The organism is Acinetobacter sp. ANC_7503 (assembly GCF_056780035.1).
Map to the genome: position 1 here is coordinate 188,772 of NZ_JBWYJA010000001.1, position 12,153 is coordinate 200,924.

12 protein-coding genes and 1 riboswitch are annotated in these 12,153 nt (G+C 37.5%); of the genes, 5 read left to right on the plus strand and 7 right to left on the minus strand.

What is annotated here, in order from left to right; all coding sequences use genetic code 11:
• Nucleotides 1–84 precede the first annotated feature (84 nt).
• Nucleotides 85–672, plus strand: coding sequence for a lecithin retinol acyltransferase family protein (locus AC1M9M_RS01005; RefSeq protein WP_481595351.1), 588 nt, complete (start codon nucleotides 85–87; stop codon nucleotides 670–672).
• A gap of 218 nt (nucleotides 673–890) precedes the next feature.
• Here the strand turns inward: AC1M9M_RS01005 and AC1M9M_RS01010 are convergent, their stop codons facing one another.
• A complete protein-coding gene (locus AC1M9M_RS01010) occupies nucleotides 891–2,612 on the minus strand; it encodes a glutamine--tRNA ligase/YqeY domain fusion protein (RefSeq protein ID WP_481595352.1) in 1,722 nt (573 codons plus the stop codon).
• Nucleotides 2,613–2,777: 165 nt separating this feature from the next.
• Here AC1M9M_RS01010 and AC1M9M_RS01015 point away from each other — a divergent pair, with 165 nt between their 5' ends.
• From AC1M9M_RS01015 to nfsB, 4 genes are all read left to right on the plus strand, one after another.
• The gene (locus tag AC1M9M_RS01015) at nucleotides 2,778–3,287 is read left to right on the plus strand and encodes a peptidylprolyl isomerase (RefSeq protein WP_481591059.1); all 510 of its coding nucleotides are present in this window, start codon (nucleotides 2,778–2,780) and stop codon (nucleotides 3,285–3,287) included.
• A gap of 117 nt (nucleotides 3,288–3,404) precedes the next feature.
• Nucleotides 3,405–4,136, plus strand: a complete 732-nt coding sequence (locus tag AC1M9M_RS01020) for a UDP-2,3-diacylglucosamine diphosphatase (RefSeq protein ID WP_481592692.1) — start codon at nucleotides 3,405–3,407, stop codon at nucleotides 4,134–4,136.
• Between the two features lie 135 nt (nucleotides 4,137–4,271).
• Entirely contained in the window at nucleotides 4,272–4,691 is a 420-nt protein-coding gene (locus AC1M9M_RS01025; RefSeq protein WP_481595353.1) for a hypothetical protein, read from the plus strand.
• 113 nt (nucleotides 4,692–4,804) lie between these two features.
• Nucleotides 4,805–5,458 (plus strand): oxygen-insensitive NAD(P)H nitroreductase, encoded by a 654-nt coding sequence (nfsB, locus tag AC1M9M_RS01030; protein WP_035263717.1) that lies wholly within the window; start codon nucleotides 4,805–4,807, stop codon nucleotides 5,456–5,458.
• Between the two features lie 42 nt (nucleotides 5,459–5,500).
• Here nfsB and AC1M9M_RS01035 read toward each other — a convergent pair whose 3' ends face one another.
• The 6 genes from AC1M9M_RS01035 to kdsA all read right to left on the minus strand — a co-directional run bounded on the left by AC1M9M_RS01035 (nucleotide 5,501) and on the right by kdsA (nucleotide 12,129).
• Complete coding sequence (locus tag AC1M9M_RS01035) at nucleotides 5,501–6,745, minus strand: D-amino acid dehydrogenase (protein WP_481595354.1); 1,245 nt, start codon at nucleotides 6,743–6,745, stop codon at nucleotides 5,501–5,503.
• 139 nt (nucleotides 6,746–6,884) lie between these two features.
• A riboswitch (glycine riboswitch) is annotated at nucleotides 6,885–6,973 on the minus strand.
• A gap of 396 nt (nucleotides 6,974–7,369) precedes the next feature.
• The gene (gene rodA, locus AC1M9M_RS01040) at nucleotides 7,370–8,506 is read right to left on the minus strand and encodes a rod shape-determining protein RodA (RefSeq protein ID WP_092766373.1); all 1,137 of its coding nucleotides are present in this window, start codon (nucleotides 8,504–8,506) and stop codon (nucleotides 7,370–7,372) included.
• An 82-nt stretch (nucleotides 8,507–8,588) separates the two neighbouring features.
• Nucleotides 8,589–9,314: a 2-C-methyl-D-erythritol 4-phosphate cytidylyltransferase gene (ispD, locus tag AC1M9M_RS01045; protein ID WP_035263723.1), complete on the minus strand. Its 726-nt coding sequence runs from the start codon at nucleotides 9,312–9,314 to the stop codon at nucleotides 8,589–8,591.
• Entirely contained in the window at nucleotides 9,280–9,669 is a 390-nt protein-coding gene (gene ftsB / locus AC1M9M_RS01050) for a cell division protein FtsB (protein WP_035263725.1), read from the minus strand. Before ftsB ends, ispD begins: the two co-directional genes overlap by 35 nt.
• A 266-nt stretch (nucleotides 9,670–9,935) precedes the next feature.
• Nucleotides 9,936–11,225, minus strand: coding sequence for a phosphopyruvate hydratase (gene eno / locus AC1M9M_RS01055; protein WP_180027787.1), 1,290 nt, complete (start codon nucleotides 11,223–11,225; stop codon nucleotides 9,936–9,938).
• A 46-nt stretch (nucleotides 11,226–11,271) separates the two neighbouring features.
• Nucleotides 11,272–12,129, minus strand: a complete 858-nt coding sequence (kdsA, locus tag AC1M9M_RS01060) for a 3-deoxy-8-phosphooctulonate synthase (RefSeq protein ID WP_035263729.1) — start codon at nucleotides 12,127–12,129, stop codon at nucleotides 11,272–11,274.
• Nucleotides 12,130–12,153 lie beyond the last annotated feature (24 nt).

The following is a 12,153-nucleotide window of genomic DNA, read 5'->3' on the forward strand; positions in this document are numbered from 1 at the left end:
CTCATTATTTATTTCCAATTCGGTTATACTGTGGACTCTCTTTCAATAAATGTACATCTGTAAAGTTATTGGAATATTTTATAAATGCGGCATAAACACGTCAAAACATTCCCTCTTGGTGCTCACTTAATTGTTAAGCATTTTGGTTATTCACATCATGGTATTTATGTGGGTAAGGGTCGTGTTATTCATTATTCAGGTTTTGCTCATCTCTTTAAAAAACATCCGATCGAAATTACATCTCTGCAAAAATTTGCACATGGCAAAAAAATTACGATTCGGCATTATAGCACCCCCAAATATTCAGGTCGTACTGTCGTAAGACGAATGCGCTCTCGAATGCATGAAAATAACTATCATCTCATTATTAATAATTGTGAACACTTATGTTCTTGGGCGATCACGGGCATCGAAAGTAGTCCACAAGTCATCAAAATGATGAATAGACTCACCACTATTGGTTATATCAGCTCACTCATGAGCTACTTAAATAGTCTTCTTTTAACTTTAGCAACCACCTGTTTTGCTTTGGTATTTTATATTAAGAAAAAGTTAAATGATCAGCGCAAACTGAAAGGCCCTGTGTATATCGCTTTACAGCAACATCAGAAACTAAATCAAAAAAAAGCCCCGCTTAAGCAGGGTTTCGAGGAAAACAAAGTTTCAAATTAACCTTTCGGTTGAATTAAATATGCGCTTGAAAATCCAAATAGTCAAATATATATTTGAAATATAATGTTATTTTAGTTTTTATTTATAACTTATTAAATTATTCTTAAATACTCACCTTTATCTAATCATGTGAATTTAATCACAAAAATTATTTATTAACCTAAATTTGAATAAAAAAAAGCCTGAATCAATCAGGCTTTTTTTGATATTACCAAACTTTATTTTGCAGGCTTAAAACTATCTTTTAAATCCAAAATACGGTTAAAGACAGGTTTTTCAACAGTATGATCAAATTGATCAGCGACAAAATAACCTTCACGCTCGAATTGGAATCGATCTTCAGGTTTCGCTTGAGCTAAAGCAGGCTCAATTACCGCTTGAACAATTTTTAGAGAATCTGGATTTAAATTCGCTAAGAAATCATCGTCCGCATCAGGTGCGGCTTCAGTAAATAGACGATCATAAATACGAACTTCAGCAGGAATCCCTTTATTTGCAGATACCCAATGAATAACACCTTTGACTTTACGACCTTCTGGATTCTTACCTAAAGTATGCGGATCGATAGAGCATTTAAGTTCAACAACTTCGCCATTTTCATCCTTAATCACTTCATCACATTTAATCACATAAGCATGACGTAAACGGACTTCACCACCAGGAATTAAGCGTTTAAACCCTTTAGGCGGCTCTTCCTCAAAATCTTTACGATCAATATACAATTCAGAAGTCAGTGGAATTACACGATCACCCATATCAACATTTGGATGGCGTGCGTGTGTTAAATCCATATCCTCTGGAAGGTTGGTCAATGTCACTTTAAGAGGATTCAATACCGCCATACCACGTGCAGCAGTATTTTCTAATGATTGTCGAATGCAGAATTCAAGCATTGCAACATCGACAATACCATCAGTTTTAGATACGCCCACACGCTTACAGAAATCACGTAAGCCTTCTGGAGTAAAGCCACGACGACGCATTCCCACGACTGTAGGCATACGTGGATCATTCCAACCATTGACGTAACCACCTTCGACCAGCTTACGTAATTTACGTTTTGAGGTGATGGTGTAATCAACATTCAAACGGCTTGATTCGTACTGGCGTGGAACTGCTGGAGAATTTACCTTAGCGATAACCCAATCATAGAACGGGCGATGGTCTTGGAATTCAAGCGTACATAACGAGTGCGTAATGCCTTCAATCGCATCAGACAAAGGATGAGCATAGTCATACATTGGATAGATTTTCCACGTATCGCCTGTTTGATGATGCTCAGAATGTAAAACACGGTAAAGAATTGGATCACGCATATGTACGTTCGGTGATGCCATATCAATCTTGGCACGAAGTACTGCTTGGCCTTCTCCAAGCTCACCATTACGCATTTGTTCAAAACGTGCTAAGTTTTCTTCAACCGTTGCATCACGTTGCGGAGAATTTTTACCTGGTTCTACAAAATTTCCACGATTCAGCTTAATTTCTTCAGGAGATTGCAAATCGACATATGCATCACCTTGTTTAATTAATTGAATCGCCCATTGATACAATTGATCAAAGTAACTTGATGCGTAGCGTGGTTCACCATTCCAGTCGAAACCGAGCCATTTAACATCGTTCGCAATACCATCTACATATTCTTGTTCTTCTGCATCTGGATTTGTATCGTCAAAACGAAGATTACATAAACCAGAAAATTCTTCTGCAATACCAAAATTCAGGCAAATCGCTTTAACATGTCCAATGTGTAAATAACCATTAGGCTCTGGTGGAAAGCGCGTCACGACTTTATCTGTACGCCCTGCTGCAAGATCTTCTGTAATTACTTGACGTACAAAGTCTAAGCCCGGTTGTTGTTCTTGCTGCGCAGCATCGACTGATGGATTGTTAGTCGTCGGGGTATTTGGCAGGGATGAAACAACATCATTCGGCTTCATAGTTGATAAATCACTTCTATAAGATAAAATAGGATAATTAAAACGCTATCTTCATATTATTAACAAAGAAAATAACGTTTTTGCTTGCCTTGTAGTTTACAGTTTGCTTATGCTTCTCTCAACCACAAACCCATGGCTTTTTGTCCATGATCAGGAGATTATAGAATGAGTTTTCCTCAAGTCGAATTAAACACCAATAAAGGACGTATTGTTCTAGAGCTTAACTCTGAAAAAGCACCTAAAACTGTTGCTAACTTTTTAGAGTACGTTCGTGATGGTTTTTATGATGGCGTAATTTTCCACCGTGTAATTGACGGTTTCATGATCCAAGGCGGTGGCATGGATGAAAACTTCAAAGAAAAAGCAACTCGCGATTCTATTGAAAATGAAGCTGACAACGGTTTAAGCAATGACGAAGGTACGATTGCTATGGCACGTACTCAAGCTCCTCACTCAGCATCTGCACAATTCTTCATTAACGTGAAAAACAATGCTTTCCTTAACCATACGGGTAAAACAGCTCAAGGTTGGGGTTATGCAGTATTTGGTAAAGTTGTAGAAGGTATGGACGTTGTTAATGAAATCAAAAGTGTTCGCACTGGCAACCGTGGCTACCACGCTGACGTTCCACTAGAAAACGTTGTGATCGAATCTGCTAAAATTCTCTCTGAATAAGAAACCTACTCCCTAACTTATTAAGTTTTCAAGCACTGCTTTAAAACGAATATCATGTTCAAGGGATCGTTTCCCCATCTAAAGTTGATGGGGATGTAGGCAAATAAGGAATATTAAGTGACCTATCTGTTTATTTCAGATTTACACCTGTCACCTGAACACCCTCGACTCGTTCGAGGGTTTTTAGATTTATTAGATCATTATCAAGACCAGCAAACCCAACTCTATATTTTAGGTGATTGGTTTAATGCATGGATTGGTGATGACTATACAGCTCCTTGGCTCGATGAAATCGTTGAACGCTTAAAAAGATTTACTGCACAGGGAAATCAAGTTCTATTTTCTGTCGGCAATCGTGATTTTGCGCTGAATCAATTTTTTTTAAATAAATTTGATGGCATCTTATTGTCCGAAGTCTCTAACTTAAAAATAAATGACGTCCAAATTCGTATAGAACATGGTGATTCGCTATGTACAGACGATGTCGCCTATCAACGTTTTAAAAAAATAATCAGAAATCCACTCCTCATTTGGATACTGCGGAAAACCCCACTTTCTTTTCGTACTCAACTTGCAAATGGATTTAGAAAAAAAAGCCACGAATCAAAAGAATTTAAATCTTATGATGTCATGGATGTAAATCAAGATGCTGTCCACGATGCATTGAAAGAAGTTGATTTACTAATTCATGGTCATACGCATCGCCCTCAAATCCATATCTCTCAAGATAAAAGAAGAATTGTCTTAGGCGACTGGCGTTTGGATCAAGCTCAAATTTTGGAAATTAATCAATCGAAATTCTCTAAGCAGTCAATCAATGATCTGACACTGAAAACATGGTCTTATTAGTTCCTCTATTTTTATAATGATCTCATCAACCTTTAAATTGAAATTTCACTCAATGTTTAAATATTAATCAGTATGTTTTGCTTTAAGTTTTTCTGCATATGATAATAACGACTCAATTCAATTCGTGAGTTTGTCATGTCTAATTTCAGCAATATTACTGTTCAACACCATGAAGATGATAAAGTGTCATTATTAATCGATGGTAAAGCAATCTCTGAACGTTATGATGTACGCCTAGATGCCACAATTATTGATGAACTCAAAAATCTTGATGATGGCGCCGCATTGACAATCTTTGAACAATTTATATTTTCCCATCAAGATCTCAACTTTGAGCATTCATATCAATATGTGACTAACATCGTAAACCATAATAACGATTACGAATTGATCACCCACCTTGTCTACAAAATTAAGGCCGCAGACCAAGCACCGATCGAACATAATATCAGCAAGAATGGTCAACCTATGACTGAAGAAGATGTGCGCGCATTTATCAACCAACAAATTGCAATGTCATTAGAAAAATATACTGATTTAAAATATGCCTATTGATTTAAAGAAAAGTCAGATTTTTCATATCATTTAGCATCAACTATAGAAAATATTTAAGTTCAGAGTCATTTAAAATTTTTAGATGAATATATTGTGAATAATCGGAGGATAATATGGATTTGTTAAACATCTCCCAATCTCGCTACACCACCAAAGCATACGATTCTTCAAAAAAGATCCCTCAAGAAAAGTTTGAAAAATTATTGGAATCTTTAAGGCTCGCACCTTCGTCTATCAATATTCAACCGTGGCATTTCTTTGTCATCGAAACTGATGAAGCCAAACAGCGCATTGCTAAAGCACTGGTTGGTAAGTATGTTTATAATGCACCCAAAGTCCTTGAATCTTCACACACAATTCTGTTTTGTACGCATAAAGACATTACAGACTCTCATCTAGATCGATTATTAAATCAAGATGAAATCAGTGGTCGTTTTAAAGATGACCAAGCAAAACAAGCTCAAAAAGATACGCGGTTAGGCTATGTTGATTATTATCGCAACGAAAAAGGCGATATCCAGCGCTGGTCTGAAAATCAAACTTTTATTGCACTTGGGCAAACCTTATTTGCTGCAGGTTTAGAAGGTATCGATGCCACTCCAATTGGAGGATTCGATGAAAAAATTATCGCTGAAGAGTTAAATCTTGACGCAAAAGGCCTGATTCCGTCAGTACTATTGGCACTTGGTTATCGAAGTGAAAAAGATTTTAATGCCAAATTACCTAAATCTCGTTTGAATGCAGATCAAGTTTTCACTCGACTATAAATGTATTTGCCACAATAGTTTTCATACTATTGTGGCTTTTCATTAAGCCGCTATTTTCTGTGAAATTTCTAAACTGATCATTGCAGCAGTTGCAGCTGACAGCGTCCAACCCAGATGCCCATGACCGGTATTATAAAAGACTCTCGGATGCTTCCCTTGTCTTACCACTGGCATCATATTCGGCATCATCGGTCTTAATCCAGCCCAAGGGACACAATGCTCAGTTGAAATATCAAAATTACGATTCACCCAATGAACTAAAGGTTGTATGCGATCAATACGGATGTCTCGGTTATAGCCATTAAATTCCGCAGTACCAGCAATTCTTAAACGATCTCGACCTAATCTCGACGTCACAATTTTTGCACTTTCATCCAATAAACTTACCCATGGTGCATGTTGTTGGCTATGTTCATCATTCAGCTGAACTGTAATCGAGTACCCTTTCACTGGATAAACATTGACACGATCCCCAGCCTGTTTTGCTAAATGATAGCTTCCAACTCCACCACAAATGACCATTGCATCAGCTTGAATAAATCCATCGGGTATATCTTTATTTTTAGGATCACAAGCGCGATATTTAGCTGAAACTTGCTCTGTAGAATGATCCAGATTTAAATCTTCAACTTCTACACCGTATAAAAATTTCCCGCCTTTATGCGCTACTACTTGGGCTAAATGCGTGGTGTATTTGTGTATATCTCCTGTGGCATCATCAGGACAATAAAAACCACCGTAATATTCTCCCGTCAAACTTGGTTCAATACTGTGAATTTCTTCATTTGTAACAGCGTGACGCTCTAATCCACCTTTGCATAACAAATCATTCACTCGTATAGCAACGTCATAATCCTGCTGATTATGATAAAAGTGCAAAATTCCACGCTTTTCCAAATCGAATTGAATATTTTCTTTCTGTGCAATTTCAAACAGCCGTTTTCTTGCAAATAATGCCAGTCTTACCGTTTTTTGTGTGTTGGCTTCGTAATGCTTGATATTACCCATAAATTCAATCAGCCAAGCGTATTTATGCAAATCAAAAGATGGGTTGAGTAATAATGGTGCATCTTTTTGGGTCATCCACTTGATACCCTTCAGTACCGTTGCTTTCTGATTCCACACCTCTGCATTACATGCTGACAGTTGACCTCCATTCGCAAATGAAGTCTCCATTGCTGGGTATAAGTTTTTATCAAGAATCGTGACTTGATAACCAAGTTCTAACAATTCGTAGGCAGTGGTTATTCCTGTAATGCCAGCACCAATCACCATAATATGTGACATAAAAGCTCCTTGAAAATTTTATATTTTCAATGCCCCATCTGTCACGGTACCTGAGAGCTTCGGAAATCTTCATAACATATGATTATTTCCATCCCCTTCGGTGAGTCTAAACATCATTAGACTTCTCTCCAGATGATTGAGAATAATTACAGTCCTTTTGCCTGAGAGATTCCGGGGTCGTTGCTCCTTCGGCGGATCTACAGAAGACCTCTCTCCTGCAATATTCGTTTAATTCTTATTTAGCAATTAATATGCCATAGTTAATTTTTTTATACATCTACGAAAATCATTTTTAAAAAATATTTTTATACAAATGGATCACCAAGTTTAAGACAACAGCTAAGACAGGAATTTTTAGCTTGGGAAACGTTACAAAGATCATTGTTTAGCTCAAATTTTCTCTACCATCGATAAAAATTTAGTTATTACAAAAAAATGAGGAAATAAGTTAATTTTTTTAGAGTTACTCTCTCAAATAGCATAGATCAACTTCCATCTACACTTTCATCTTCTTCAGCATAAAAGTGTAATGACTGATTAGAGCAATCATTGAAACTCAAAGTTTCAATAGATGTGAGAGTAAGCAGAATGTGAGTTGAAAATTTGCTGTCAACCCCAGATGTTTTAGCGATGAGTATGTATAGACATTACAATGCCCATACCTGCTAGCGTTGCAATGACTGCCGTACCACCATAACTCATGAGTGGCAATGGATCACCCGTTACTGGAAGTATTCCACTCACCATCCCACTGTTCAAAAACACAAAGAAAAAGAAAGTTAAACCTGCCGCACCGGCATAAAGACGTCCAAAATTATGGAAGCTGTTCATGGAAATAATCAAACAACGAATAATGATCGCAGCAAAAATAACAAATAATACGAACACACCAAAAAAGCCAAATTCCTCTGCATAAGCAGACATAATAAAGTCTGTATGATGTTCGGGGAGATAACCTAAATGAGACTGTGTTCCTTCATTAAAACCTTTACCAAATAGTCCACCAGAACCAATCGCAATTTTAGACTGAATGATATTCCACCCTGCACCTAGCGGATCTGATTCAGGATCAAATAAAGTTAAAATTCGCTTTTTTTGGTATTCCTGTAGAAAGAAATTCCATAATAATGGTGCAACCACTGCAAACCCAGCGACCACAGCCCCAATCAAACGCCAAGAAATACCACTTAAAAAAATGACAAAAATTCCGGGAATAATTAATCCAATGTTTAAGTCAGGCTGTAATGCGACTAAAACAAAAGGAATCATCATCAGAAATAATGCAAAGAGAATATGCATAAATTTGGGTGGTAAAGTCCGCAGACTGAAAAACCAAGCCATCATGAGTGGCATCGTAAATTTCATAAATTCACTGGGCTGCACACTCCCTAATCCAGGAATAGAAATCCAGCGTTTTGCGCCTAAGCGGACATCACCAATTAGCAATACCAAAAGCAGAAGCACAATCGAAAATGCATACAGATAAGGACTGACAATTTGATAAACTTTTGGAGGAATTTGTGCACAAATAAACAGCAAAATAAAACCGATACCAAAACTGGTCGCCTGACGAATCACCATGCTTGAATCATGATTGGTTGCACTATAAACAACCATGAGTCCAAAAGCTGCGTTTAATATCAAAAAACCAAGTAACCATGGATCTAAATGTAATTTAGTCCAACGTGACGAATCATGTTTGATTGTTCGTCCATCTCTCAAGGCATGACGCAAAAAACGGTACTGTTGTGAAGGTATCATTGGCTGAATTGCATATTCTAAGTGGCGTTATTATAAGACAATGTTTTGGCTATTTAAGCAAAGTCCCAAACATAAAACTAAATTATTTCGAGTCAGACTGTGACTGAAGAATCAGACGAGCAAGTTCTAAATCTTCAGGATAAGTAATTTTAATATTATCAGATCGTCCAATCACCACATCTACTGGATGATGAGCATATTCAAGCGCACTCGCTTCATCCGTGATTGTGATCTTGTGAGTTAATGCATGTTCAATCGAGGTTTTTAGCAATTTAATGGTCGACAATTGTGGAGTTTGTGCTTGCCACAATGCACTTCGATCAACAGTTTTTTCAATGGCACTCGACTGATCTACTCTTTTTAAAGTATCACGTACAGGCGTTGCTAAAATTGCGCTATGCTTAGATTCGATAACATGGCGAATCAAAGATTCTAAATTACTCAAGCTCACACAAGGTCGAGCAGCATCATGCACAAACACCAGATCATTTTCATCTGCAATATTGGTTAAATACTTTAAACCATTAAGTACAGAATCAACCCTCTCCTGACCACCTAAGCAGAAATGAAGGATTTCTGATTTAGCAAATTGAAGTGTCTGAGCAAATTTATCATGCTCTGAGATGGCCAATACATAGCCAGCAATAGGCAATTGAGCAATACGTTCTACAGTATGCTCAAGTACAGTTTTATTCTGGATAATTTGATATTGCTTTAACGCTGATTTGGAAAATCGACTACCAGAACCTGCTGCCGGAATAATAGCCCATAATTTACGGTTGTTCAGATTCAGGTTGTCTAGACTCATTGGTTCTTAAATCTACGTTAGCATTTGGGTCGATGTAAATCGGCTTGTAATTCGTACTGATTGTACTCATTTGAATAAACGTTTCATGAGGCTTAATTAAGCCAAGATCTAAACGTGCATGTTCTTCAATCGCCTCTACACCATTTTTTAGATCATATACTTCAGCAGCCAGAATACGATTACGCTCTTTTAACTCTTCATTTGTTTCAGCTTGTTGATTCATTTGCTGAAGTAGCGCCTGATGAGGGAAATATCCTCCTTCACCGAGCCAAAAGCGATATTGAAAGATGGCAATTAAAATTATTGCCACCAGCAAAATCACTTTACTTGAAGTAGTTTTAAAGACGTCTAACATTATATTTGAGGCTTAGTTAACATCATGAAATTAGAGCACTAATATACCCTAAAACAAAGAAAGGTAGTATGTGTAACTGTGTTAAATATGCAAATGTTAAACAAATTCACATTGATTGATTTCTTTTAAAAATATGTACTGTTAAATATCAAAAGTTATTGAATATTCTAGAGTCATTATATTTACACTTTTTATTTCATAGCTTAATAACAAAAAAAACCACTCTTTACAGAGTGGTTTTTTGAAATTCAAAATAATCTAAACGATTAATTTAAACCTTTAAACTCAGCTTTACCGCGGTAAATAGCATTCGTTAATTCTTCAATACGAAGTAATTGGTTGTATTTCGCTACACGGTCAGAACGGCAAAGTGAGCCAGTTTTGATTTGACCAGCACCAGTACCTACTGCAAGATCCGCAATTGTAGAATCTTCAGTTTCGCCAGAACGGTGAGAAATCACTGTAGAGTAACCATTTGCTTTAGCAAGATAGATCGCATCTAAAGTCTCAGTCAACGTACCGATTTGGTTATACTTAATCAGGATAGAGTTACCAACTTTTTCGTTGATACCACGTTGAAGGATTTTAGGATTTGTAACAAACAAATCATCACCAACCAATTGAATCTTGTCGCCAAGAATCGAAGTTAGGTAAGACCAACCTTCCCAATCAGATTCATCTAAACCATCTTCAATAGAGATAATTGGATATTGGTTTACAAGACCTGCAAGGTAGTCAGAGAATTGGTTGTTTGTGAATGCTTTATTCCCTTCACCAGCAAGGATGTACTGACCATCTTTGTAGAATTCTGAAGATGCACAGTCAAGCGCAAGCATAATGTCAGAACCTGCTTTGTAGCCAGTTTTTTCAATTGCTTCAAGAATAACTGTAATTGCTTCTTCGTTTGAACGTAAGTTCGGTGCGAAACCACCTTCATCACCAACAGCAGTATTTAAACCTTGTTTCTTTAAAACTGATTTTAAAGAATGGAAGATTTCTGCGCCTGCACGAAGTGCTTCAGAGAATGAAGTGAAGCCAACTGGCTCAATCATGAACTCTTGGATATCAACGTTGTTGTCCGCATGTGAACCACCGTTTAAGATGTTCATCATTGGAACAGGCATTGTTAAAATGCTGTTGTTACGAAGGTCTGCGATGTATTGGAAAAGAGGAATTTTCTTTTCGTCAGCAGCAGCACGCGCAGCAGCCAAAGACACTGCCAAAGTTGCGTTCGCACCTAATTTTTCTTTGTTTTCAGTTCCGTCTAAAGCGATCATCGTATTATCGATGTCTTTTTGTTCGAATACTGATTTACCCACTAACGCGTCACGGATTAACGTGTTTACGTTGTTCACAGCAGTTTTAACACCTTTACCTAAGTAACGTGCTTTATCGCCATCACGAAGTTCTAAAGCTTCACGAGAACCAGTTGAAGCACCAGATGGTGCACATGCACGGCCAACTACGCCAGATGCTAAGATAACGTCTGCTTCGATGGTTGGGTTACCACGAGAGTCCAAAATTTCACGTGCACGAATGTCAACGATTTGGCTCATGAACAATTCCTCAGTTGATTAATAAAACGATGCGTCTAACGCTGCATCAGTGTGTATCTAATTTTTTGAAACCTTTAACCAAGGTATCCAATTCTTTAAGCTGAGCTAAGAATGGCTCAAGTTGAGACATTCGAAGAGCGCAAGGTCCATCACATTTTGCTTTTTCTGGATCAGGATGTCCTTCCAGAAAAAGACCTGCTAGACCTGTCGCCATACCCGCACGCGCTAATGTCGTAATTTGTGCGCGACGACCACCTGCTGAATCTGCACGACCACCCGGGGTTTGAAGTGCATGTGTCACATCAAAGAAGACCGGCACATTCATTTCTTTCATGATGTCGAAACCAAGCATATCGACAACTAAGTTGTTGTAACCAAATGCTGAGCCACGCTCACATAAAATCAGCTTGTCATTCCCTGCTTCCAAACACTTATGCAAGATATGACGCATTTCATGCGGTGCTAAGAATTGCGCTTTTTTGATATTGATAATGGCTTGAGTTTTTGCCATTGCCTCAACAAGATCTGTTTGACGGCTGAGGAAAGCAGGTAATTGAATGATGTCAGCCACTTCAGCCACAGGTGCTGCTTGATATGGTTCATGAACATCTGTAATGATGGGTACATTAAAATGTTTTTTAATGTCAGCTAACCACTCAATTCCTTTTTCAAGACCAGGTCCGCGGAAAGAATTTAAGCTCGAACGATTTGCTTTATCAAAGCTTGCTTTGAAAACATATGGAATATCCAAACGTTTGCAAATATCAACATAAGTTTCTGCAATTTCAAAAGCTAAATCTTTTGATTCAAGTACATTCATTCCGCCGAATAATACAAATGGCAAATGATTTGCCATTTGTATATCGCCTAAACGTACAATTTCTTGTGCTTTTAATTGTGACATTTAAACTTCCTAGTTATGTCCTAA

What these genes read in the sequence shown, in the direction of transcription:
- AC1M9M_RS01005 (WP_481595351.1), top strand. Translation starts at nt 85, where the DNA reads ATGCGGCATAAACACGTCAAAACATTCCCTCTTGGTGCTCACTTAATT.
- AC1M9M_RS01010 (WP_481595352.1), bottom strand. Translation starts at nt 2,612, where the DNA reads ATGAAGCCGAATGATGTTGTTTCATCCCTGCCAAATACCCCGACGACT.
- AC1M9M_RS01015 (WP_481591059.1), top strand. Translation starts at nt 2,778, where the DNA reads ATGAGTTTTCCTCAAGTCGAATTAAACACCAATAAAGGACGTATTGTT.
- AC1M9M_RS01025 (WP_481595353.1), top strand. Translation starts at nt 4,272, where the DNA reads ATGTCTAATTTCAGCAATATTACTGTTCAACACCATGAAGATGATAAA.
- nfsB (WP_035263717.1), top strand. Translation starts at nt 4,805, where the DNA reads ATGGATTTGTTAAACATCTCCCAATCTCGCTACACCACCAAAGCATAC.
- AC1M9M_RS01035 (WP_481595354.1), bottom strand. Translation starts at nt 6,745, where the DNA reads ATGTCACATATTATGGTGATTGGTGCTGGCATTACAGGAATAACCACT.
- rodA (WP_092766373.1), bottom strand. Translation starts at nt 8,506, where the DNA reads ATGATACCTTCACAACAGTACCGTTTTTTGCGTCATGCCTTGAGAGAT.
- ispD (WP_035263723.1), bottom strand. Translation starts at nt 9,314, where the DNA reads ATGAGTCTAGACAACCTGAATCTGAACAACCGTAAATTATGGGCTATT.
- ftsB (WP_035263725.1), bottom strand. Translation starts at nt 9,669, where the DNA reads ATGTTAGACGTCTTTAAAACTACTTCAAGTAAAGTGATTTTGCTGGTG.
- eno (WP_180027787.1), bottom strand. Translation starts at nt 11,225, where the DNA reads ATGAGCCAAATCGTTGACATTCGTGCACGTGAAATTTTGGACTCTCGT.
- kdsA (WP_035263729.1), bottom strand. Translation starts at nt 12,129, where the DNA reads ATGTCACAATTAAAAGCACAAGAAATTGTACGTTTAGGCGATATACAA.